General features: G+C 68.2%; 14 protein-coding genes. 2 read left to right on the top strand and 12 right to left on the bottom strand.

Annotated elements, in window-relative coordinates:
* Positions 1-19 precede the first annotated feature (19 nt).
* From HV742_RS02415 to clpS, 7 genes are all read right to left on the bottom strand, one after another.
* Complete coding sequence (locus tag HV742_RS02415; RefSeq protein WP_254600918.1) at positions 20-712, bottom strand: PqiC family protein; 693 nt, start codon at positions 710-712, stop codon at positions 20-22.
* A 4-nt stretch (positions 713-716) separates the two neighbouring features.
* Positions 717-2381, bottom strand: coding sequence for a PqiB family protein (locus HV742_RS02410; protein WP_175144388.1), 1665 nt, complete (start codon positions 2379-2381; stop codon positions 717-719).
* Positions 2382-2437: 56 nt separating this feature from the next.
* Positions 2438-3754 carry a PqiA/YebS family transporter subunit gene (locus tag HV742_RS02405; RefSeq protein WP_175144387.1) on the bottom strand — a complete coding sequence of 439 codons (1317 nt, stop codon included), beginning with the start codon at positions 3752-3754 and terminating at the stop codon, positions 2438-2440.
* A 4-nt stretch (positions 3755-3758) separates the two neighbouring features.
* Positions 3759-6068, bottom strand: coding sequence for an ATP-dependent Clp protease ATP-binding subunit ClpA (gene clpA, locus HV742_RS02400; RefSeq protein WP_054415980.1), 2310 nt, complete (start codon positions 6066-6068; stop codon positions 3759-3761).
* Positions 6069-6123: 55 nt separating this feature from the next.
* Positions 6124-8346, bottom strand: a complete 2223-nt coding sequence (gene pbpC / locus HV742_RS02395; protein WP_175144386.1) for a penicillin-binding protein 1C — start codon at positions 8344-8346, stop codon at positions 6124-6126.
* On the bottom strand, positions 8343-13571 hold the full coding sequence (locus HV742_RS02390; RefSeq protein ID WP_082707194.1) for an alpha-2-macroglobulin family protein: 5229 nt from the start codon (positions 13569-13571) through the stop codon (positions 8343-8345). Before HV742_RS02390 ends, pbpC begins: the two co-directional genes overlap by 4 nt.
* A 149-nt stretch (positions 13572-13720) precedes the next feature.
* Positions 13721-14035 (bottom strand): ATP-dependent Clp protease adapter ClpS, encoded by a 315-nt coding sequence (gene clpS / locus HV742_RS02385; RefSeq protein ID WP_049073105.1) that lies wholly within the window; start codon positions 14033-14035, stop codon positions 13721-13723.
* A 226-nt stretch (positions 14036-14261) separates the two neighbouring features.
* On the opposite strand from clpS, the gene HV742_RS02380 reads away from it, so the two are divergent.
* Both HV742_RS02380 and HV742_RS02375 read left to right on the top strand, forming a co-directional pair.
* Positions 14262-14507 carry a cold-shock protein gene (locus tag HV742_RS02380; protein WP_006220277.1) on the top strand — a complete coding sequence of 82 codons (246 nt, stop codon included), beginning with the start codon at positions 14262-14264 and terminating at the stop codon, positions 14505-14507.
* A gap of 101 nt (positions 14508-14608) precedes the next feature.
* Entirely contained in the window at positions 14609-15121 is a 513-nt protein-coding gene (locus HV742_RS02375) for a DUF192 domain-containing protein (protein ID WP_175144385.1), read from the top strand.
* Positions 15122-15224: 103 nt separating this feature from the next.
* Here HV742_RS02375 and pcaF read toward each other — a convergent pair whose 3' ends face one another.
* The 5 genes from pcaF to HV742_RS02350 form a co-directional block, all read right to left on the bottom strand.
* Positions 15225-16430 carry a 3-oxoadipyl-CoA thiolase gene (gene pcaF, locus HV742_RS02370; RefSeq protein ID WP_049073104.1) on the bottom strand — a complete coding sequence of 402 codons (1206 nt, stop codon included), beginning with the start codon at positions 16428-16430 and terminating at the stop codon, positions 15225-15227.
* Between the two features lie 120 nt (positions 16431-16550).
* Positions 16551-17972, bottom strand: coding sequence for a chloride channel protein (locus tag HV742_RS02365; protein WP_049073103.1), 1422 nt, complete (start codon positions 17970-17972; stop codon positions 16551-16553).
* A 93-nt stretch (positions 17973-18065) separates the two neighbouring features.
* Positions 18066-19793, bottom strand: coding sequence for a methyl-accepting chemotaxis protein (locus HV742_RS02360; protein WP_175144384.1), 1728 nt, complete (start codon positions 19791-19793; stop codon positions 18066-18068).
* 284 nt (positions 19794-20077) lie between these two features.
* Complete coding sequence (gene sodB / locus HV742_RS02355) at positions 20078-20656, bottom strand: superoxide dismutase [Fe] (RefSeq protein WP_049073101.1); 579 nt, start codon at positions 20654-20656, stop codon at positions 20078-20080.
* A gap of 130 nt (positions 20657-20786) precedes the next feature.
* Positions 20787-23937, bottom strand: a 3151-nt coding sequence (locus HV742_RS02350) for an ankyrin repeat domain-containing protein (protein ID WP_254600917.1), incomplete at its 5' end; no start/stop codon positions are given.

Genomic DNA, 23937 nt, shown 5'->3' with positions numbered 1-23937 from the left:
GCGCCCTGCCCGTCCCTTTTTATGACTTGTCGGCGTCGGGCAGCGGCGAGCAGCCCAGCATCCGCACCGCGCCGTTGCTATCGGGCGTCTGCCCGCGGATGGCGGACGCCATGGCGCCCGCCAGCGCCGCCACCGCGCGCTGCTGCGCGGCGACCAGCGCGGGGATGCCGGCCCCGGACACGGTTTCGGTGACGACGCTGCGGCACAGCAGGCCGTTGCCCTTGAGATTGACCGGCCGCACCCGCCAGGTGGCGTCCAGTTGCGCCATGCTGCCGGACACCAGGTCAAACCGCTGCACGTCGGTCTGCACCCGCCAGACCGGCGCGGTGGGCGCGGGCTTGACCACCTGCACGTCCAGCGCGCCCAGGTCGTGCTTGAGCGCGTCGGACAGCGCACCGCGGATCTCGTCCCCCAAGGGCGAACTCCAGCGCTCGGAATACATCGCCGCCACGCTGCCGTCGCCGGTGCGGACCATCAATTGCGGCTGGTCGGCCTGGGCCGCCACATTGACGCCCTGCACTTCCAGCAGGAACGGCGCGGCGGCGCGCGGCACGGCCGGGGGCTGGGGCGCCGGCCCTTGCAGCGTGTAGTAATGCACGGGCGGCGACGAGGCGCAGGCGGCCAGCAGCAGCGGCAGCGCCAACAGCGCCAGGCCGCGCCCGAACGGGCCGGGTCGGGAGGTCGGGAAGGGGCGGAAACGGAGTCGGGTCATGGGTTCAGTTCCTGACGGGGCCGGCGCCCGGAATCGGGTCCTGGCCGCGGCCGCGCAACAGCGCTTCGGGGTTGGACTGCAGGAAATCCGCCAACGCGCGCAGCGAGCGGGCAGCGCGGCTCAGTTCCTGCATGGCCTTCTCGGCATTGACCGGCAACGACGCATCCGACGCCACCAGGGCGTTGAGGCTGGCCATGGACTCGCGCGCCTGCTTGAGCACGCCTTGCGCCTCGGGCGCCACCTGCTTGTCCAGGCGGTTCATCAGCTTGGACGTGCTGGCCAGCGTGGTGCGCAGGTCCTCGCCGATCTTGTCGAACGGAATCTTGTCGATCTTGGCGACGATATTGCTGACCTGCTGCTGCAGCTGATCGAGCTGCCCCGGCACGGTCGGGATCATCGCCGGCGTGGTCATCTTGAATTCCACCGGCTTGACGTTGGGGAACTCGTCCAGCACCACGTACAACTGGCCGGTCAACAGGTTGGCGGTGCGCAACTGGGCGCGCAGGCCATGCTTGATCATGATGCCCAGCAGGCGCCCGCCGGCCTCGTCGCCGTCCTTGATGGCGTGTTCGCGCACTTCGTCGTAGACACGGCCCAGGCGTTCCGGATACAGCGTCGCGTCCACCAGCGCGAAGAAGCGCTTGCTGACGGGATCGAAGTCCATGTTGATCTGCGTGACGTTGCCCAGCGTGATGCCCGAGAAGTCGATCGCCGCGCCCACGGCCAGGCCGCGGATCGACTGATCGAAGCGCATGCGGATCGGGAAGGCTTCGCCGTCGGGGTTGGCCTTGGCGGCCGCCTCGGTGGCGTATAGCTCGAAATGCGAATCGGCCGCCGCCGGCGTGTTGGCGTCACGCGCGCTGTAGACCGGCTCGAACGCCACGCCGCCCACGGCCATCGACACCAGCGACTGGGTCCGCACCTTCAGGCCCTCGGCGTTGACGCTGAAATCCACGCCGCTGGCGTTCCAGAAGCGGGTACCGTTGGTCACGAACTTGTCGTTGGGCGCGTCGACGAATACCTCGACGTTGACGGCATTGCCGGTCTTGTCCAGTGCGTAACCGATCACGCGGCCGACGTTGATGCGGCGGAAATACACCGGCGACCCGATATCCAGCGACCCCAGGTCCGCGGCCCTCAGCTTGAAGCGTTTTCCGGCGCGATCGTGCGTCACGGCGGGCGGGGTTTCCAGGCCGACGAAGTGCAGCTTGGTCGCCTTCTTGGACGAGTCCTTGCCCTCGACCGCGTCCACGCCGATGTAGGCGCCGGACAACAGGGTGCCCAGGCCGGACACGCCGCTGACGTCCAGGCGCGGGCGCACCACCCAGAAATTGGTGCCCTCGCGCGCCAGGTCCGCCACGTCCTTGGACAGCTCGGCCTGCACCACCACCTTGCTGCGGTCGGCGTTGAAGCCGATCGACCTGACCGTGCCGACATTCACGTCCTTGTAGCGCAGCTGGGTCTTGCCGACCTCCAGCCCCTCGGCCGTGTTGAACTCGATCGACAAGTCAGGGCCGGCCTGCATCCAGGTGCGCACCACCAGCGACAGGCCCATCAGCGCCGCGACGACGGGCACCAGCCAGATCCATGAAATCCGGCTCTTGCGCTTGCGCGAGATCGTCGGTGACGCGTACTTCTCTTCACCAGATCCAGGTGCTTGGTCGGACATCGATTTTTCCTTTTCTTCTTGAACAACGCCTGGCGGCTGCCGCAGCGGCGCCGGACTCAGCCCGCTTCCACGCCGACGGACGCCGGGTGCCGGCGCCGCGGCGGTTCCGGTTCGTCCAATTCACTTTCCGTTTCCAGGTCCCAGCTGCGACGCAGGTCGAAGCTCATGGCCGACAGCATGGTCAGGATGACGACCACGCCGAACGCCGCCGCGCCCGCGCCGGCGCTGATTTCCATCAGGCCCTTGAAATCGGCCAGGGCGGCCAGCAGGATCACCACGAACACATCCAGCATCGACCACTGGCCGATGAACTCGACCATCTGGTACAGCCGGGTACGCGGGCGCAGGTTGGTGGTGCTGCGCCACTGTTCGGTCAACAATAACAGGATCAGCGCCAGCAATTTGGTCAGCGGCACCGCCACGCTGGCAATGAAGACGATCAGCGCGATGTCCCAGGACCCCATGTCCCACAGCTCCACCACGCCGCCCAGGATGGTGTGGGCGCTGTCGCCCAGCACCGAATTGACTTTCATCACCGGCAGCACGTTGGCGGGAATATAGAACACCACGGCGGCCAGCAACAGCGCCCAGGTGCGGTTCAGGTGATCGGGCTTGCGGTAATGGACCACCGCGTGGCAGCGCACGCAATGGTGATCTTCCTCGGGATCGGCGGCGCGCGACACCGCCTGCACCTGCCCGCAGACATGGCAGCCCGTCAACACCTCACCGGGACCGGCCTCGGGCACGTGCACCGGCACCACGCCGTCGCTTTCGGCATAGCGCCACAGCACGTGCGGCGTCAGGCGGCCGAGCATGGTCAGGAAAATCGTAAGGACGCCAAAGGCGAACAGGCCGATGCCGGGCGATACCGCCGCCATGCCGGCCAGCTTGACCACCGCCACCAGCACGCCCAGCAGGAACACCGGCACCATGCACCACGGGCGCAGCAGGCCCAGCAGTCGCATCGCGCCGCGAAAGCCCGCGGGCTCGGCGCCGCGCGACAGGGGCCCCAGCACCCACAACAGCACCGCCAGCTGGAACAGCGGCAGCACGAAACCCGCCAGCCCGGTCATGACGGCGACGGTGTAATGCCCCTGGCGCCAGGTGATGCCGACGGCATCCAGCAGCGAAGCCTGCTGCACCATGCCCTGCACCGACATCGAGGCGACCGGGTAGGCGTTGGCCACGCCGAAGATGATCAGGGCGGAAATGGCGAGCGCCAGCCAATTGGACAAAGTAAGCCCGCTGTAGCGCCAGAGTATGGTGCCGCAGCGGGCGCAATTGGCGGTCTCGCCAGGTTCGAGCGGATGTCGGCGATAGATGCTTGCGCAGTGTTCGCACTCGATCAGCGGCTGGCTCTCCGCGCTACTCATGGGCCTATTCGACGAGCTCGACTTCCTGCTTGTCGGGCGCGGCCGACGGCGGCTTGCCGTGGTCGTCGAAGTCCAGCGTGACCTTGCCGGCCTCGTCCAGGTCCACCGTGACGGTGCCGCCATCGACCAGCTTGCCGAACAGCAGCTCGTCGGCCAGCGCGCGCCGGATGGTGTCCTGGATCAGGCGCTGCATCGGCCGCGCGCCCATCAGCGGATCGAAGCCTTCCTTGGCCAGGTGCTCGCGCAGGGCCGTGGTGAACACGGCTTCGACGCGGCGCTCGTGCAACTGGTCTTCGAGCTGCATCAGGAACTTGTCGACCACGCGCAGGATGATCTCGCGGTCCAGCGGCGCGAACGGGATGATCGCGTCCAGCCGGTTGCGGAACTCGGGCGTGAACATGCGGCGAATTTCCGCCATTTCGTCGCCCACCACGCGCGAATTGGCAAAACCGATGGACGGACGGTTCAAGGTTTCGGCGCCCGCGTTCGTCGTCATGATGAGGATGACGTTGCGGAAGTCCGCCTTGCGGCCGTTGTTGTCCGTCAGCGTGCCGTGGTCCATGACCTGCAGCAGGATGTTGAAGACGTCCGGGTGGGCCTTTTCGATTTCATCGAGCAGCAGCACGCAGTGCGGCTGCTTGGTGATGGCCTCGGTCAGCAGGCCGCCCTGGTCGAAGCCGACGTATCCCGGCGGCGCGCCGATCAGGCGCGAAACGGCGTGGCGTTCCATGTATTCGGACATGTCGAAGCGCAGCAGCTCCACGCCCAGCGTGAAGGCCAGCTGGCGCGCGACTTCGGTCTTGCCGACGCCGGTGGGGCCGGAGAACAGGAAGGCGCCGATCGGCTTTTCCGGCTTGCCCAGGCCCGAGCGCGCCATCTTGATGGCGGCGGACAAGGCCTCGATGGCGTTGTCCTGGCCGAACACCACGGTCTTGAGGTCGCGGTCCAGCGTGGCGAGCTTGCTGCGGTCGTCGTTGGAGACTGACTGCGGCGGAATGCGCGCGATCTTGGAAACGATGTTCTCGATGTCGACCTTGCCGATCACCTTCTTCTGGCGCGAACGCGGCAGCAGGCGCTGCGCGGCGCCGGCCTCGTCGATCACGTCGATGGCCTTGTCCGGCAGGTGGCGGTCGTTGATGAAGCGCGCCGACAGTTCCGCGGCGGCCGACAGCGCGGCGGCGGAGTAACGGACGTTGTGGTGTTCCTCGAAGCGGCTCTTCAGGCCGCGCAGGATCTGCACGGTCTGCTCGACGCTGGGTTCGGGCACGTCGATCTTCTGGAAGCGGCGCGACAGCGCGTGGTCTTTCTCGAAGACGCCACGGTATTCCGTATACGTGGTCGCGCCGATGCACTTGAGCTGGCCCGAGGACAGGGCCGGCTTGAGCAGGTTGGACGCGTCCAGCGTGCCGCCCGAAGCCGAACCGGCGCCGATCAGCGTATGGATTTCGTCGATGAACAGGATCGCGTCGGGATTGCCGCGAATCTGCTTGAGCACGCCCTTCAGGCGCTGCTCGAAATCGCCACGGTATTTGGTGCCCGCCAGCAGCGCGCCCATGTCCAGCGCGAACACTTGCGCGGCCTGCAGGATCTCGGGCACTTCGCCGCGCGTGATGCGCCAGGCCAGGCCCTCGGCGATGGCGGTCTTGCCCACGCCGGCCTCGCCGACCAGCAGCGGGTTGTTCTTGCGGCGGCGGCACAGCACCTGGATCACGCGTTCGACTTCGTGCTCGCGACCGATCAGCGGATCGATGCGGCCGGCCAACGCCGCGGCGTTCAGGTCGGTCGCATACTGGTCCAGCGGCGACTGGCGCGATTCGCCCTGTTCTTCACCATTGGTTTGCTGCTCTTTCTGCACGGCGGCGGACTCCACCTGTGGCTGTTTGGTAATGCCATGCGACAGGAAATTCACCACGTCCAGCCGCGTCACGCCCTGCTGTTGCAGGTAGTACACGGCGTGCGAATCCTTTTCGCCGAAAATGGCCACGAGCACGTTCGCGCCGGTGACCGGCTTCTTGCCGGTGCCGCCCGCGGACACGTGCATGATCGCGCGCTGGATGACGCGCTGGAAACCCAGCGTGGGCTGGGTGTCCACTTCCGCGCCGCTGGGGATCACCGGCGTGTTTTCCGAAACGAACTGACGCAGGTTGCGGCGCAGGTCATCCAGATTGGCGGCGCAGGCGCGCAACACTTCAACCGCGGAAGCGTTATCGAGCAGCGCGAGCAGCAGGTGCTCGACGGTAATAAATTCGTGCCGGGCCGAACGGGCCTCGACAAAAGCCATATGCAGGCTGACTTCAAGCTCTTGGGAAATCACGCTTCCTCCGTAACGCATCGAAGCGGGCAAATACACGATTCATATTCTATGCCGATCAGGGCGTAACGCCAGCGATTTCAAAAACCACGCTGTCATGACGGCCTTGCGCGTCCATGACGGTAAGCGTATACCGTCCGTCCCGCGTCAGCACCAGATTAAACGGACGACCCGACGCGGCATGACCCACCACGCGACCATCGAGCATCCACCAAACTTCGCCTTCGGCGCCCTGCACATCCACATCCACCGCCACCTGCGCACTGCCAGGCACGGGCCGCAATACCGATCCGGTGGCCACGCCCCCCAGGCGCAACGGCCCCTGTCTGGCATCGGCATAACCGGCAAACGACGGCGGCACCGTGTCATTCAGGGCCCAGGCCGCGCGCTGCTCGGGGCACTCCCCCGACGGCACGCTGCCCAGGCGGTAGCCCAGCGGCCAGCAGGTCACGACCGGCTGCACCGTGGCGGGCCGCACGCGCACTTGCTGGGCGCCTTCCGGCAGGGCCGCGACGATATCCTGCAGTAGCGGCGCCGCCACATTCGCCCCGAAAAACCCGGGGTTGGGCGTGCCGTCCGGCCGGCCCACCCACACGCCGATCGTCCAGCTGTCGGTCACCCCCACCGCCCAGGCGTCCCGGAACCCGAAACTCGTCCCGGTTTTCCAGGCCAGTTGCCTGGCCGGGCTGCCCGACTGGTAAAAGGGCCGATCCGGGTGGCCGCCGCCCTCCAGGATGTCGCGGACAATCCAGGCCGCGCCAGCACTCATCATACGGGACTCGACCCGGGGCTGCTCCGGCCGCAGGCGCGGACGCCCGGAAATCCCCCCACGGGCCAGGGCTCGATATGCCCCCACCAGTTCTTCCAATGTGGTGCCGCCCCCGCCCAAAATCAAGCTCAGATTCGGCTCGGCGCCGGCGGGCATGCGCAACCAGACCCCGCCCGTCAGCATAACCGAGGCGAAACGGCTGGGTCCGACCCGGTCCAGCAGGTCCACCGCCGGCACGTTGAGCGAGCGCTGCAGCGCCTGCGCCACACTGACCGGCCCCGAGAACGACGCCTGGAAATTGCCCGGGGCGTAGCCGCCGAACGACAGCGGCGCGTCGATCAGCAGGCTTTCCGAGTGGATCAGGCCATCGTCCAGCGCCTGGGCGTACAGGAACGGCTTCAGCGTCGAGCCGGGCGAACGCACGCCCCGCACCATATCCACGTGGGCGTAGCGGGAATCATCGGAGAAATCGGCGGAACCGGCGTAGGCCTTGACCTCCAGCGTATCGTTGTCCATCACCAGCACCGCCATCGAGACCTTGGGCGGCAGGTTGTCGACCCGGTCCAGCAGCATGCGCTCGACCGCCGCCTGCATGTCGGCGTCCAGGGTCGAGGTCAACAGGGGGGGACGGCTGCCGGGGCGGCGCGTCCCCGCCTGCGGCCGGCCCGCCTCCTGCAGCAGCCGCTGCGCGGCCAGCGGCGCCAGCCAGCGGGCTCGCAACGGCGGCGCCACCACCTGCTCGATCTTGGCGTCGGCCACCTCGGCGGGGGTCCAGCGGCCCAGTTCCACCATGCGGTCCAGCACCTTGTCGCGCGCGGCCTGCGCGGCCTCGGGATGGCGGTCCGGCCGCAGGCGCGACGGGGCCTGCGGCAAGGCGGTCAGCATGGCGGACTCGGCCGGACTGAGATCGCGCGCCGGCTTGCCCAGCCACAGGCGCGAGCCCATTTCAACACCTTCGACGATGCCGCCCATGGGCGCGTGGGTCAGGTACAGCGACAGGATCTCGTCCTTGCTGTAATGCATTTCCAGCTGCACCGCGCGCCAGGCCTGGCGCAGCTTGGCGCTCATCGAGCGCGACGGCTTGCCGGCCAGCTGCGGGTCGATCAGGCGGGCCACCTGCATCGTCAGGGTCGAACCGCCCGAGACGATGCGGCGGTTGGTGGCCCATTGCCAGCCGGCGCGCGCCAGCGACACCGGATTGACGCCGGGGTGCCAGTAGAACCAGCGGTCCTCGTAGGTCAGCAGCGTATCGAGATAGTGCGGCGACACCTGGTCGGGCTTGACCGGGTAGCGCCAGATGCCGTCGCGGCTGGGATAGTTGCGCAGCGGCGTGCCGTCGGCGGCGACCACCACGGCCGCGCCGCCGGAATCGATGGGAGGCAGGGGATAGAGGCGGTCGAACACGAATAACAACGCGGCCAGCGCGAGAAGCACGCTGGCCGCGAAGAGTCCGCGCCGCCGCCAGCGGCGGGCGCGCGAGGCGCCCGCCGGCGGGGTGGCGGCGGTGTTCAAGGACGCTGCTTGGCGCTGCGATCGCGGATTTCGACCGTGCTCCATTGCTCGCCTACGCCACGGATCTCGGGCCGGTACATGTCTTCGGCCACCGTCGACGGCACCGAATAACGGCCCGGCGTCACGACCCGCACCAGGTAGAACACGTCCACCTTGCCGCGGCCCAGCGAAACCGCCGCAACATAGCGGTCATCGCGGAATTCGCGGTGCTTGATGTTGGGGTCGGCCATCGCGTCGGCCACGCGGCGCCCGCCAATGCTCCATTCCTGCATTTCGGGGCTCTGCGACAGGTTCAGGTTCTCCACCTCGAAACCAGCCGGGACACGGTCCACCAGCAGGCCATCCGGAATGTTCTGGTTGGCGCTGGCCTGGACCCACACCACCAGCATGTCGCCGGTCTGCAACGAACCGCCGTCCCAGGGCCGGCCGTCCGGACGGTACCAGCCGCGCTTGAGCTGGATCACGTCGTTGCGCGGCGCGGGCACCGTGGTCGGGCTGCCCTGGATGTCGTACTCGAGGAACAGCGACTGGCTGCCGGTGTTGGTCAGCTGGGTGCCGGCCAGTTCGGCCGCGGTCAGCGACACGGTACGGTCGGACCTGCCGCCTTCCAGCTCCTTGCGCACGCCATTGACGGTCAGCGCGGCCTGCCACGGGGTCGACTTGTCGCCGCCGGCGGCGCGCGCGGCCATCAGCAGGGCCATCTGTTCCTGGGTCGACAGGTACGAACGGTTGCCCATGCGCGCGGCCAGCTGCGTCATCAGATTCTCGACGCGGTCGTGGCGCAGCTCGTACTGGTTGGCCAGCGCATAGGACAGCGCATAGTCGCGCACCGCGCTGCCGTAGTCGCCGAGCCAGTCGTCGTAGTAGCTGTTGGCGCGGCGGGTGATGCCGTATTCGCGCGTCATGGCCAGGTCGAGCGCGCTCTTCATGCGCCCTTCATCGCCCATCAGCTTGAACGCGGCGGCCAGCTGGATCAGGGGCAGCGGCGAACGCGCGCGGTCCTGATAGTTGTCGAACAGCTGGCGCACCGTGGACAGCGGCGCCTTCTTGTCGCGCGCCAGCGCCAGGGCGGCCGTGGCCAGGCCGGCAAAGCGGCGGTGGTCCTCGCGCAGCACGTTCAGCCCGCTGCTGTCCAGGCGGCCCGACTCGAAGTCGCGCTTCAGGTTGGCCGACCACGTGCCGAACGAGCCGCTGCTCTGCTGCACCTGCTCCAGCAGCCACTGGCGCGAACGGTCCAGCGAGGCCTCGGGGATCGTGAAGCCCTTGTCGCGCGCATCCTGCAGGAAGCCCACGGCATAGGCCGTCAGCCACACGTCGCGCGCCGACGAACTGCTCCACAGGTTGTAGGAGCCGACTGCGTTGCGCATGCCCGACAGGCGGCCGATGGCGCCCGCGACCTTGGCTTCACGCTCGGCCTGGGTGCGCGGCTTGAGGCCGAACTGCTTGGCCGCTTCTTCGTCGATCAGCACCCACGGCAGGGTCGCGCTGATGGTCTGCTCGGTGCAACCATAGGGGTAGTTGAGCAGGCCTTCGACCACGCGGTTGACGTTGATCGGCGGACGGTTCGAGATCGTCATGCTGACCGTGGTCGAATCCGGGTAATACGAGGCCACCCACGATGCCTGCGGCGTGTTGGACTCGCCCGGATTCAGGCGCAGGCGACGCACCTGGCGCTCGGCCGCGTAGGCGGGCTGCACCTGCAGCACCGATTCGCGCACGATGTGGATCGGCTTGGGACCGCCCTGCCCGTCCACGGTCAGGCGCATCAGGCCCAGGCCATACGAACCGGTGGTGCCGGCGGTGAAGCGCAGCGTGGTGCGTTGCTTGTCCTTGAGCGTCACCGTGCGGGTGCCGTCGACGATGCCGACCGGATCCAGCGCTTCCAGCTTGACCGTCACCTTCTGGTCGGAACCGCTCAGGTTGGTCACGTCCAGCGCGATGGCGGCCTGGTCGCCCGGGGTGATGAAGCGCGGCGTGTTCAGCTCGGCCACGATCGGCGCCGCCACCACCATTTCGGCGTCGGTGCTGCCGAAGTTGTCGGCGGTGAACGCGACGGCCATCAGGCGCAGCGTGCCATTGAAGTCGGGCAGGTCCAGGGAAATGTCGGCCTCGCCCTTGTCGTTGAGCTTGACCGGACCCGAGAACAGGTCGACCAGCTTGACCTTCTTGGGCAGGCTCTTGCTGTCGCCGCGCATGGCGGCATCGCCGCCCCACTTCAGCTTGCCCTTGGTGCCGTCCATCTTCTCGATCAGCTTGCCGTACATGTCCAGCAGTTCGGGCGCGTAGCGGTGCTTGCCGAAGAAGAAGTCGAGCGGATCGGGCGTGCGGTACTGGTTGATGTTGAGGATGCCGACGTCGACCGCCGACAGCGTCACCATGGCCTGCTTGCCCTGGGCGCCGTCGACCTTGACGCGGACCGTGGTCTTGGTCTCGGGTTCGGTCTTGGCGGCGGCCGTCAGCTTGACGTCGAGCTTGCGGTCGGCGCTGGCGATTGGCAGGAACGTCAGGCCCAGCGCGCGCGCCGGCGTCACGCGGTCGCCTTCGCTGCCGGGGCGGAACACCGCCGCGGCCACGTACAGGTCATGGCGCTTCCAGCTCTTGTCGATCGGGATTTCCACCTGCGTGCCGGTCGCCTTCACGGCCACCCAGGTCGACCACAGCATGCGGTCGCCTTCGACGGTGATCAGCGCCTGGCCGTCGTGCGGCGGCGTCAGGGTCAGCTTGACGCTGTCCCCCGGCTTGGCCGGCACGCCTTCCAGCTTCATCTGCACGCGGTCGGGGCGGTTGCCCATGGCGTCGGCGTCCTGCGCGTCCCAGCCCGCATAGAAGCGGTAGCGCAGGGTTTCGCCGGTCTCCGGATCGGCGATTTCCAGGCGGTAGCGGCCCCACTTGACCGGCACCGTGAACTGGCTGCGGTCCGTCAGCGCGATCGCGCGCGAATCGAGCAGTTCCTCGGTTTCGGTGTAGCCACTGTTCCAGCCGCGCTGGTCATCAAAGCGCCAGTAGTACTGGCGTTCCTCGCGGTACAGGCGCATCTGCGCCTGCGCCAGCGGCGCGATCTTGCCCTGCGCGTCCACGCGCAGCACTTCGAACGAGGCCGGCGCGCCTTCGCGGGCGACATCATTGTCGAACTGCGGACGCACGGCGATCAGCTTGTCGGCGGGCCAGACACTGCGCTCGATCGAGCGCACCACCGGGCGGCCGCCCGATTCCAGCAGGCTGGCCGAGACCCGCACCTTCATCGGCGAATGGGTGCCTTCGGTGCGCGGTTCGACTTCCAGTTGCGCGGCGCCGGTCGAATCCAGCGCGGCCTCCGGCAATTCCTCGAAATGGCGGCGCGAATCGTCGTCCACGTCGCCGAAGATGAAGCCGGGCCATTGCTGCGGCAGCGCATAGCGGTCGCGCTTGACCTGGAAGCTGGACAGCAGGCGGTTGCCGGCGGCGGGCGCGCCATACAGATAGTCGCCCTGCACGTCCACGGTAAGGGTGTCGTCCGGCGACAACACATCCTGGTCGGAGGTCAGCGCCATCTTCATGCGTTCGGGCAGGAATTCCTCGACCTGGAACTTCCAGGATGCGTCCGGCGCGCGCGAAGCGGGATCGACGCGCAGCTCCAGCATCCAGGCGCCGGTCTGGGCATCGGGCGGCAGATCGATGGCGCGCTCGACGTAGCCCTGCAGGTCCTTGGCGGGCTGCCACAGGTTGGTCGAGACCACGCGGCCGTCGGGGCGCTTGAGCGTGGCGGTCAGCGGCGCGGGCGGCATGACACGGCCGTCGAGGTCGCGCGGCAGCACCGACACATGGAAGGTTTCGCCGGGGCGGTAGAGGTTGCGGCCGGCGTACACGAACAGGTTGTTGGGGCGGGAGATATGGCCGCCGGTATCGAATTCGGACAGGTCCAGCGCCGGCTCGGCCAGCGCCAGCACGGTCATTTCCTTGTCGCGCGAGGCTCGGATCACGCGGGCGTTGGTGAAGCTGCCATCAAAACGCACGTGGCCCTGGCCGTCGGCCTGGGCCTTGGCCAGCACCTTGCCGGCGCCGTCCACCAGTTCGAACAGCGCGCCGGAGATCGCCTGGCCGCTCTTGAGCGACACCGAATAGGCCTCGATGCGGTCGCTGTAGCGGCGCGCATGCAGGCCGATGTCGCTGACGTAGAAATAGGTGACCTGGTATTCATAGCGGAAACGGCCGGGCTGGCTCATCACCGCGACATAGATGCCGGGCTCCTGCAGTTCCTTGATGCCTTCGACCGGCAGGAAGGTGACGTGGCGACGATTCGGCTTGTCATCCGTCAGGAAACGGCCCTGGTAGACGCTGGTGGTCAGCGTGTTCAGGCGGTCCAGGTCCCAGTTGCTGACCGAACCCTTCAGGCTGCGGTTGCCCGAGTAGCGCCAGCCGTCTTCGTCGTCGTAGCCGCCGGATTCGTCATCGTCCGACGCGGCGGTGTTGCGGCCGATGCCCAGCACCGATTCGAACAGTTCCGGCACGCGCTCGGGCGCGACGCGCAGGAATTGCACGTCGACCTCGGGCATGTTGACGGTCGCCACCGGCAGGCCGCCATTCTGGCCGGCGGGCAGCACCACGCCGCGGCTGGCGAAATAGAACGAAGGCGGCATGGCGTCGGTCACCACGTCGCAGTGCGAGGCGCTGGCCAGGGCGACCTTGTCGCCCGCGCCCGGCAAGCCCGCGCGCACGCTCACGGAATACGAGCGTTGCGGCTGCACGTAGGGGAAATACACCATGCGCGGATTGGAGCCGACCACCCAGTTACCCTGGACGATCTTGCCCTTGGGCGCGGCGTCGCCCGGCTGGACCGAAGCCGGCTGCTGGCCATTGGCGCTGCGCTCGGTGTCCTGGTCGGCCTTGCCCGAAGCGGCGCCGGTGTCGGTGACCTGCAGGAATTTGGTCAGGTCGGCCTTGGCTTCGACCGGCTGCGTGAAGGTGACCGCCAGCGCCAGCGTATCGTTGTACTGGCGCGGCTGGCAATTGAGGACCGCGAACGGATCGGCGGTACCGATGGTGGCCGCGGCTGGCAAGGCCTCTGGCTTGGCGCCGCCGCCCGCCGCAACGGGCGGCGGCGAGGACGTCGCCGGCGTGGCCGTCTGCGGCGTCGCGGGCGCTGACGGTTGTCCGCCCTTGCCCATCCACCAGCCCACGCCGATGGCGCCGGCCACCACGATCGCGCCGGCTACCGCCAGCCAGGTCTTGCTGTTCTTTCCACTCACGGCAAACCTCCCCGCCTACTCGAATGCGATGCTCCTTTGCGGCGGAGCTACCGACCTGATAGTGCCGCGCGCTTCTCGGTGCGCGGTTCCTGCTTTGCAACGCTGACAGTAGAACGCCGCCTGTCGCGGCGGCGCTTTTTCTTATGAGTTCAAACCGGTTCCATCACGCACTGCAACGGATGTTGTCGCGCCCGCGCGTACTGCGCCACCTGGGCAATCCGGGTGGCGGCGAGATCGCGCGGATAGACGCCGCAGACCCCGCGGCCCTCGTGATGCACCTGCAACATGATGCGCGTGGCCTCTTCGTGGTTCTTGTTGAAGAACTTCTGCAGCACCTTCACGACGAACTCCATCGGGGTGTAGTCGTCATTGAGCAACAGGACCTGGTACATCGGCGGCGGCGCAACGCGGGCCGGCGCCTTTTCGACGACCAAATCATGCTGGGTATCCAAGGTAGAACTCATAGGGCGGCTATTCTATTTAATCAGGGGACGGCTTGCATGTAACTTACGCAAAATTACACGTAGAAATGCGTAGTTTCCATACTTGACTCCGCAAAGAAAAGCGGCGCATTATCCACGCATTCTGGGGTTTTCAACTCATCGAAAACCTGCCAGGAGGCCGGAGGGGGGACAGGGGTCTAGGCCGCGATGCCCTTCTGTCAACATACGATTCAATGAGGCAGTCCGCATGTCTGATACGACCGCAACCGCCGTCCAAGGGGACAATCCCAAATCGACGGGTACCGTCAAATGGTTCAACGATGCAAAGGGTTTCGGCTTCATTACGCCCGATGACGGCGGTGAAGATCTGTTCGCCCACTTCTCGTCCATCCAGATGAATGGTTTTAAAACCCTGAAGGAAGGCCAGAAAGTGGCTTTCGAGATTATCCAGGGGCCCAAAGGCAAACAGGCGCTCAATATCACGGCTGCCTGAGTTACCCTTTACAGCGCAACGGTAAGGTTGCGCCATTATCAGGCGGGGCTTTCGGGTCCCGCCTTGTTATTTTCTTATTACTGCGATTATTGCGTCTGGTTATGCTGAAGAATGCTGCGTTGTTTCAGGTAGGTCGTACGTTGTTCAAGACAGCGTTCATTCAGGCGACAGCGCGCGCAACGGCAACCGCGCTGCTGGGCGCCGCCGCGCTGGCCCTGCCGCTGGCGGCCGGCGCGCAAAGCGGCCCGCAGGCGCCCCTGTCCACCACGCAACTGGCGGCCGGTATCCATATTATCCGCGCAGAAGTCGCCAATACGGAAGCCACCCGCCGCGACGGGCTCATGTTCCGCAAGGAACTGGCCGGCAACGACGGCATGCTGTTCGTCTTCGAACAACCCGACGTGCAGTGTTTCTGGATGCGCAATACGCTGCTGCCGCTGTCGATCGCCTTTATCGCCGACGACGGCACGATCGTCAACATCGAGGACATGGCGCCGCAGACCGACGACGCGCACTGCTCCAAGAAGCCCGTGCGCTACGCGCTGGAAATGGCGCAGGGGTGGTACGAAAGCCACGGCATGAAGGCCGGCCGCAAGATCGACGGCCTGCCCTGAGCCGACACCCGCCTGGCCGTGACGGCATGAGAAAGGGAGCCCGCGGGCTCCCTTTTGCGTGGCCGTCCGGCCTGGCGATGCGCGGCCCGGGCCGCGCATGAGATCAGACGCGCTCTATGATCAGGGCGATGCCCTGGCCCACGCCGATGCACATGGTGCACAGCGCGTAGCGGCCGCCGGTGCGGTGCAACTGGTTGATCGCGGTGGTGGCCAGGCGGGCGCCGCTGGCGCCCAGCGGGTGGCCCAGGGCGATGGCGCCGCCGTTGGGATTGACGCGCGGATCGTTGTCGGCGATGCCCAACTGGCGCAGCACGGCCAGGCCCTGGGCGGCGAACGCCTCGTTCAGTTCGATCACGTCCATCTGGTCCAGCGTCAGGCCGGTCTGGGCCAGCACCTTGCGGGTGGCCGGCGCCGGGCCGATACCCATGATGCGCGGCGCGACACCGGCGGTGGCCATGCCGACCACGCGGGCGCGCGGGGTCAGGCCGTGGCGGGCGGCGCCCTTTTCGTCAGCCAGCAACAGCGCGGCGGCGCCGTCGTTCACGCCCGAGGCGTTGCCGGCCGTGACCGTGCCGCCTTCGCGCACCACGCCCTTGAGCTTGGCCAGGGCCTCGATGCTGGTTTCACGCGGATGCTCGTCCTTGGCCACGATGATCGGGTCGCCCTTCTTCTGCGCGATCGAGACCGGCACGATCTCGGCGTCGAAGAAGCCTTCCTGTTGGGCGCGGGCCGTCTTCTGCTGGCTCGCCAGCGCGAACAGGTCCTGGTCTTCGCGGTTGATCTTGAAGTCGTCGGCGACGTTCTCGGCGGTTTCGGGCATCGAGTCGACGCCGTACTGGGCCTTCATCAGCTTGTTGATGAAGCGCCAGCCGATGGTGGTGTCGTAGATGGCGGCGCTGCGCGAGAAGGCGCTGTCGGCCTTGCCCATGACGAACGGCGCGCGGCTCATGCTTTCGACGCCGCCAGCCAGCATCAGGCCGGCTTCGCCGGCGCGGATGGCGCGCGCGGCGCTGCCGATGGCGTCCAGGCCCGAGCCGCACAGGCGGTTGACGGTGGCGCCGGGCACTTCGACCGGCAGGCCCGCCAGCAGCGTGGCCATGCGCGCGACGTTGCGGTTGTCTTCGCCGGCCTGGTTGGCGCAACCCATGATGGCGTCGTCCAGTTCCTCCCAGCGCACGCCGGGGTTGCGCGCCACCAGCGCCTTGATGGCGACGGCCGCGAGGTCGTCGGGGCGCACGGAAGCCAGCGCGCCGCCATAGCGGCCGAAGGGGGTGCGGATCGCGTCACAGATAAAGGCATGCACGGTCATGGGATGCTCGGATTGAAGTGGTGAAATGGAATGCGGTCGATCTTAACGCAGCGGTTTTCGCGCCAAGTTGGTGCATTCCCGGGATGTCCGCTGCACGGACGGTGTCCAACAGCTGTTCACTCACCGTACGGCGGACGCGCCCGTCGACGCCCCGGACCGTGCCGCGCGCCCGGCCTCGACAATGGCCTGGCGCCGGAAGCGGCCGGCGGCCAGATGGTAGAACGGCTGCGGGCAGAACTGGCGCGACACGCCCGAAGCCAGCAGCGATCCGACCAGCAACCAGAACAGCATGGGCTGGCTGCCGGTCATTTCCATCACCACCACGCTGGCCGTGAGCGGCGCCTGGGTGGCCGCCGCCAGGAACGCGGCCATCGACACCAGCACCAGCACCCGCTGATCCACGCCCTCGCCCGCCAATGCCCAGATGTGATGGCCGATGCCGGCGCCGGTGGTGAGCGCGGGCGTGAAGATGCCGCCGGGGATGCCGGCCCAGTACGAGGCCACGGTGGCGGCCAGCTTGGCCAGGCCGAAGCCGGCCGGCAGCGCATGCTGGGTTTCGCCCGACAGCAGGTCGGCCGCCGCGCCGTAGCCGGTGCCGTAGACGCTGCCGGCGGTGGCCAGGCCGATCAGCGCCAGCGCCACGCCCATGGCGAAGGCGGTCCAGATGGGATGCGCCCGGATCCAGGCGCGCCACGAGGCCGGCGCCATCGCCGCCGGCCCCTTGCCCAGCAGGCGCGCGAAGATGCCGCCCAGCGCGCCGTTGAGCGCCGCGCAGATCAGCACCCACCACAACATGCCGTGGGCCAGCGGCGCGCCGGCGAAGGTGCCGAAGTATGGGTTGTTGCCCTGCACCGCGACCACCAGGAAGCCCGCCGCCAGCACGCCGATCAGCACCAGCCGCTGCCAGCGCAGCACGGTGCCGCGGCCGAGTTCCTCGATGGCGAAGATGACGCCGGCCAGCGGCGCGTTGAAGGCCGCGGCCAGGCCGCCCGCCGCGCCCGCGGCAAGCAGCTCGTTGGCATGGAAGCCGCGCAGTTGGAGGCCGCGGCGCTTCCAGAAATCGCCCCATGCCAGCATAACGGCGGCGCCGACCTGCACCGACGGCCCTTCGCGTCCGATCGAGGCGCCGGCCAGCATGCCGAAGAAGGCCAGCGGGATCTTCCACAGCACTTGCGCCAGCGACACCAGGCTGCGCTGGCTGGGGCCCGGCGGCAGCGACAGGGCGCCGATGACCTGTGGAATGCCGCTACCCGCGGCGTTGGGCGCGAACCGCAGGGTGGCCCAGCGCAAGGCGGCCAGCGCGCAGGGCAGCACCAGCAGCGCCAGCCAGCCAGCGCGGCCGACCCATTCGCGGTTCCATTCCAGCGCCAGGTCCGCCAGATAGGCGAATCCCAGCGACACCAATGCCACCAGCGCCGCGCCGCCCAGCAGCAAGGCCATCGGCAGGCTCTTGCGCGACAGGCGATTGGTTTGGCGCAGCTTGCGGCGCAGCAGGTGGCGCGAGCGGGTGGCGACACCGCGCAATGGAGTAAGCAGGGGCATGAGCGAGGCCGCGCGACGAGGCGCGGGGGGAACCAGACGTGGCTACACCTTACCATCGCCGCCTGACGGCCAGCCCACAACGGGCCGCTTGCTTCAGAATGACGACCAGTCGTCCTCGTCGGCCGCGTGATTGAGAACCGGGCGGGCCACGGCGGGTTCCTGGCGCGGCGCCGCGATCGGCGGATGCGGCGTGGCGCGTCCGGCCTGGATCAGGCGCGCCTGCGGCCCGGCGCCCAGCGACACCGCGCCGGCATCGAGCTTGAAGCGGCGCACCTGCTGCGACAGGCGGCTGGCCTGGTCCTGCATGCTGCCCGCCGCGGCGGCGGCCTGTTCCACCAGCGCGGCGTTCTGCTGGGTCACCGTGTCCATCTGCGCCACGGCCTGGTTAACCTGGCCGATGCCGGTGGACTGCTCAGCCGAGGCGCTAGCGATTTCATGCACCAGGACCGCGGCCTGGCGCACGCTGTCGACCACCTCGCGCATGGTGCTGCCGGCGTCGTCCGCCTGGCGCGTGCCGCCTTCGACGCGATGGACGGATTCGTCGATCAGCGCCTTGATTTCCTTGGCCGCGACCGCCGAGCGTTGCGCCAGGGTGCGGACCTCGCCCGCCACCACGGCGAAGCCACGGCCCTGTTCGCCGGCGCGCGCGGCCTCGACCGCCGCATTCAGCGCCAGGATGTTGGTCTGGAACGCAATACCGTCGATCACGCTGGTGATGTCGGCGATGCGACGCGAGCTTTCGGAGATCGCGCTCATGGTCTGCACCACGACATTGACGACCTCGCCGCCGCGGGCCGCCACGGCCGAGGCCTGGGTGACGAGCTTTTCGGCTTCGCCGGCATTGCTGGCGTTCTGCTGCACCGTGCTGGTGAGCTGCTCCATCGACGCCGCGGTCTGTTCCAGCGACGCGGCCTGCTCTTCGGTGCGCTGCGACAGGTCGGCGTTGCCCTGCGCGATCTGCGACGAGGCCGAGGCGATGCTTTCGCAGCCATCGCGCACGTCGCGCACAATGCGCGACAGGTTCTCGTTCATGGCCTTGAGCGCGGCCATCAGGTCGCCGGTTTCGTCGCGCGAGGTGACCTGGATGTTGCCGCTGAGGTCGCCGTTGGCGACGCGGCGCGCGGCCTCCACCGCTTGCCCGAGGGGCCGCACGATGCCGCGCGTCACCCACCAGCCCAGCAGCAGGCCGATGACCACGCCGGCCACCGACAGCAGGATCACCAGCAGGCGAGTGCTGCGGTAAAGCTCGGTGACTTCCCGCACCGCCTCGTCGGCGGCCTGCTCCTTGACCTGCGCCAGTTCGGACATCAAGTGTTCGGCCTTGTCCGAGGTATCGGCGGCGCGCTTGTTGATGCCGGCGATGGCGGGATCGAGCTGCGCCAGCGGCTGGCGCGCCGCTTCGTCGAAGAAGGCGGCGGCTTCCCGTTTCCAGGCCGTTTCGGCCTCGCCGAAGGCCGCCAGCAGGCGCTGGCCATTATCACGCGTGAAGTTCTGCGCGGCCTGGGCCCGCAGGCGTTCGAGGTTCTGGACATCCCGGTCGAATTCGCGCCGCAGCGCCGCGCGCTCTTCGTCGGTGGCGGCCAGCAGGAAGCTCTTGCGCGCCCTGCCCGCGGCGATCAGGCTGATGTTGGCTTCCTTGATGTCGGACAGCCCGCGAAACTCGATCTGGGCGATCTGGTCGTTCATGTCGTTGATGCGGGCCAGCCCCCACACCCCGAACGCGCCGATGGTGCCACCCAGCAGCGCCACCAGCAGGAACGCGCCCGACAGGCGCACGCCAATGCGCGCACCGATATGCAACCTCGAAAAAAACCGCAACATGCTTCCCTTTCCGTCAGACACCACGGTACCGGGCGGCCATGCCGCGGTCGTTGGCCCCGTGGCTCAGCCGCAGACTGCGTCAACAATAGCGGCAGCCCTGCCCCGGGTTAGCCCGGAGGAAGGGGAGATTCATTCTCATTTTCAACAAAATGGATTCGACAATATACAAAATTTGACCATGCAATACAGCATTGCATGACGCTCGACCGCACCGCGCAAAACAAAAGGCCCCTCGCGACGCGAGGGGCCTCTGGCTTGCGTTGCGCGCCGGGCGCGCCGCGGAATCAGGCGAAATTCTTGGCCGCGAAGTCCCAGTTCACCAGGGCCCAGAAGTTTTCCAGGTACTTGGGACGGGCATTGCGGTAGTCGATGTAGTACGCGTGTTCCCAGACATCACAGGTCAGCAGCGGCTTGTCGGCCGTGGTCAGCGGGGTCGCGGCGTTGCTGGTGTTGACGATGTCGACGGAACCGTCGGCCTTCTTGACCAGCCAGGTCCAGCCCGAACCGAAGTTGCCGGCGGCCGACTTGTTGAAGGCTTCCTTGAAGGCGTCGAAGCTGCCCCACTTGGCATTGATGGCGTCGGCCAGCTTGCCGCTCGGCGCGCCGCCGGCCTTGGGAGCCAGGCTGTTCCAGTAGAAGGTGTGGTTCCAGATCTGCGCGGCGTTGTTGAAGATGCCACCCGAGGACTTCTTGACGATGTCTTCCAGCGACAGGTTCTCGAACTCGGTGCCCGGGATCAGGTTGTTCAGGTTCGTGACGTAGGTCTGGTGGTGCTTGCCGTAGTGGTACTCCAGCGTCTCTTTCGAGATGTGCGGAGCCAGCGCGTCCAGTTCGTAAGGCAGGGGGGGAAGAGTATGTGCCATGTGTCGGTTCCTTCTGTTGAGTGCACGATCAAGCCGTTCAATTGTATCGGCAACTCTGCGAGGATACCGCGTTAACCCCGCGGCGGCGCGGGGTTAACGGGCATGTGTTTATGCCCTGCGCGCGTAAACGCTACTCTTTCTCATAGCGCAGCTCGCGCCTGCCCTGCGTGGCCACCAGCGCGCCGTCCGCTTGCAATGCCAATGTCATATGCAACGGTGTGCGACCGGCGGATTCCGGCAGCTCCAGATCAATGCGCAGGGCGCGCGCCGTAATATCGGACTTGCTCACATCCACGCTGTGCCAGCGCGCGCCGGAAGGCAGCGGCACGAACACGGCCAACGCCTTGAGCTCACCCGGCGCGATCGGCGCGCTGACGCCGTCCGCCCCTTCCGATTGCTTCGGCGTGCCGGCGTAATCGGCGCTGGCCGACGACATGGCCACGTCGACCTTCACCGGCCGGCCCTGGTAATACACACGCACCGTCAGCAGGTCGCCCTCGGCCGCGCGCGTATCCGCGCCGACCTTGCCGATGGCCGAGAACGGCTGGATCGGCGGCGTGTCCAGGATCACCTGCTTGCCATCGCTGCGCCATGCGCCGCTAGCCTGGATGTCCGTGGCGCCGTAGCTCATCAGATAATCGAAGCGGCCATCGGCCGACAGCAGCAGCTCGCTGCCCACTTCGCGCACGCCGCGCAGGTAGTAATGGCCGGCGAGGCGCGTGGCCGCCTTGGCGGCCGTCTTGCCGGCGGCCGGCGCGCGCGGGCAGGCCTGCTTGAGCGTGACACCGGCCGCCTGCAATGCGGCCGCGAAATCCGGCGACGCCTGGCAGGCCAGCGTCTGGCCGAAGGACTGGCCCGACGGCGCGGCCGCGCCGTCAAAGCGCGCCTGGTGCCGCGCCAGCAGCGCCAGCATGTCGGGCTGGCCGCTGGCCAGCGCCACCCAGGCGGGGCTGCGGCCCTGGGCATCGGCCGCGTCCGGCTTGGCGCCGGCGGCCAGCATGGCATCGGCCAGGTCGGCGCGGCCAAGCTCGATGGCCGTGCCCAGCGGCGTGGCGCCGCTTTCGCCCTGCGGCGCGTCCAGGTCGGCGCCCATTTCCTTCACGCGCCGCAGCACGTCGACCACGGTGTCGCGACGCGCGACCGCCAGTTGCCGGTCGCGCAGCAATGCCGACAGCAGGCGCTGCGGCAAGGCCACTTCCTGGCGCGCGCAATCGGCGTGCGCGCCGCGATAGCCGGCCGCCTGCAATTGCGCGAAATAACCCGGCTTGTCGAGCAGGACGTACTCGCCGCCCGGCGGTAGGCAGGCGGCCTCGGGCGTTTGCCCGCTGCCCTGCGCCACGCGGGCGACCCGCGCCATGTCGCCCGAGGCCAGCGCCGCGTTCAACAATGCATAGGGGGCCGGCGCGCGCGGCAGGCGCGGGTCGTCCAGCCTGGCGCCGGCGCGCAACAGGCGCTCCAGCATGGCATCATCGCCGGCGCCGATGGCCCAATACAAGGTACTGCGGCCGTCCGGCGCCAGGCCGAGCGGGTCGGCGCCCCTGGCCAGCAAAGCGTCGACCATCGCGGCCTGCTCAGAGGTCACCGCCACCAGCAGCGGCGGCACGCCCTTGCGGTCGAACGCGTCGTCCGACGCGGCGGCGGGCGCCGGATTGACCGGCACGCCCGCGTCGATCAGATACGTGGCCATCGCCGTGTCGCGGTTGTCCAGCGCCTGGCGGATGGCATCGGCATCGAGGGTCTTCAAGTCCAGGCCGGCATCGGCCAATTGCCGCAGCATGGCCGCGCCCTGCTTGCCGGGCTGGCGCAGGGCCAGCGCCAGCGGCGAATGCGCGGGATCGGCCAGCAGCGCCTGCAGGGCCGGGGGCGCAGTGGCGGCGAGCAACTCGCGCAGCAGCGCCGCGTCATCCGCCTCCACCGCGCGCTCGATCGCCGACTTGCGGTCGTACCCCTGGCGCACCGCAGCCGGGTTGGCGCCCCCGGCGATCAACGCGCGCGCGGCGTCGGCCTGGCGCGCCCGCACCGCGTCCGCCAGCGGCGTGTCGCCATATTGGTCGTTGGCATCGCCGTCCACGGGCGCGCCCAACGCCAGCAGGCGCCGCAGCGTTGCCGTGTCGCCCTTGGCGGCGGCCAGGTTCAGGATGGGCCGTTCCTCGGCCTCCATCCGGACGAACACCGCGGGATCGGTGCCGGTGCGCGGGCCGCGCTGGTTGAACGGCATGCCGGCCCGCAGCAGCGGCGCGGCGATGTCACCGTGTCCGGCCACCACCGCGGCCTGGGCCGCGTCCAGCCACAGGTCGAGGTCGCCGGCGGCGCCGTAGGCCTTGTCCGGCGTGGTGCGCGGTCCCAGTTCGGCCAGCGCCGACACCGCGCCAGCGTTGCCGGTGTAGGCGGCCAGCGCCAACGGACTGGCGCCGTCGTCGTAGGCGGGCCGGGTGCCGGTGGCGGCCAGGGCGCGCACGACCTCGGCGCCTTCGGTCAGCTCGACCAGCGGCCCCCAGGCAAGATAGTCCGCGGCCTTGCGCGGCTGGCCCTGGGCGTCCTTGAAGGCCTGGCGCGTGGCATCGTCGGCATGCTCGTCGATATAGGCGAAGGGCCGCGCGGCGCCGGCCTTGAGCAGCGCCAGCACCATGCGGGTGGTTTCCTGGCGGTCGGGCAGCCGGGGCAGATAGGTCATGCGCACCGCGAATTCGAAATCGCGGTTGAGCAGGAATTCCAACGGGGTCTTGTTCTCGTCGCCGCGCTGGTCGGGCCGTGCGCCCGCGGCCAGCAGCATATCCAGCATCTCGGGCGAGCCATACAGCAGCGCCAGCTGCAATGAGGGGCGGCGCGACTCGTAGGTGATGTCATCGAGCGCCGGCTTGGTGGCCAGCAGGGACGCCAGCATGCGGGTGCGCGCCGGCAACGCGGCGCGATACGCCTGGCGCAGGCGCGCGGCCTCATCCGCCGGCATGTCCCAATACACGTGCTTGCCGCGTTGCCCGGCCGGCATCAGCAGCGCATGCAGCAGCGGCACGCCTTCAAGCGCGTAGTCCCCCGGCCGCGACACTTTTGCCAGGGCCGCGCTGAACGCGGCTTCGTCGCCGGCCTCCACCGCGCTGAACAGCGCGCGGGTGTCGGGCGTGTCGGCCGCCAGGTAATCGCGATAGGGCGAGGCGCAATCGCAATCGGCATTGGCGCCGGGCTTGGCGGCGGGCGGCGCCGGCGGCTCGACCGGCGTATCGGCCGGCGCCGCCTGCGCGGCGGCGGGCGCCTCGGCCCGGCTCTTGCTTTGCGCCTTGGTC

The organism is Achromobacter ruhlandii, assembly GCF_902859695.1.
GTDB lineage: Bacteria > Pseudomonadota > Gammaproteobacteria > Burkholderiales > Burkholderiaceae_B > Achromobacter > Achromobacter ruhlandii.
Note: the sequence above shows the minus strand (reverse complement) of the source record. Positions and strands in the feature narration are given on the sequence as shown.

Excerpts from the sequence above, each read along its gene's own strand:
- HV742_RS02415 (WP_254600918.1), bottom strand. The coding sequence starts at position 712 with ATGACCCGACTCCGTTTCCGCCCCTTCCCGACCTCCCGACCCGGCCCG.
- HV742_RS02410 (WP_175144388.1), bottom strand. The coding sequence starts at position 2,381 with ATGTCCGACCAAGCACCTGGATCTGGTGAAGAGAAGTACGCGTCACCG.
- HV742_RS02405 (WP_175144387.1), bottom strand. The coding sequence starts at position 3,754 with ATGAGTAGCGCGGAGAGCCAGCCGCTGATCGAGTGCGAACACTGCGCA.
- clpS (WP_049073105.1), bottom strand. The coding sequence starts at position 14,035 with ATGAGTTCTACCTTGGATACCCAGCATGATTTGGTCGTCGAAAAGGCG.
- HV742_RS02380 (WP_006220277.1), top strand. The coding sequence starts at position 14,262 with ATGTCTGATACGACCGCAACCGCCGTCCAAGGGGACAATCCCAAATCG.
- HV742_RS02375 (WP_175144385.1), top strand. The coding sequence starts at position 14,609 with ATGCTGAAGAATGCTGCGTTGTTTCAGGTAGGTCGTACGTTGTTCAAG.
- pcaF (WP_049073104.1), bottom strand. The coding sequence starts at position 16,430 with ATGACCGTGCATGCCTTTATCTGTGACGCGATCCGCACCCCCTTCGGC.
- HV742_RS02365 (WP_049073103.1), bottom strand. The coding sequence starts at position 17,972 with ATGCCCCTGCTTACTCCATTGCGCGGTGTCGCCACCCGCTCGCGCCAC.
- HV742_RS02360 (WP_175144384.1), bottom strand. The coding sequence starts at position 19,793 with ATGTTGCGGTTTTTTTCGAGGTTGCATATCGGTGCGCGCATTGGCGTG.
- sodB (WP_049073101.1), bottom strand. The coding sequence starts at position 20,656 with ATGGCACATACTCTTCCCCCCCTGCCTTACGAACTGGACGCGCTGGCT.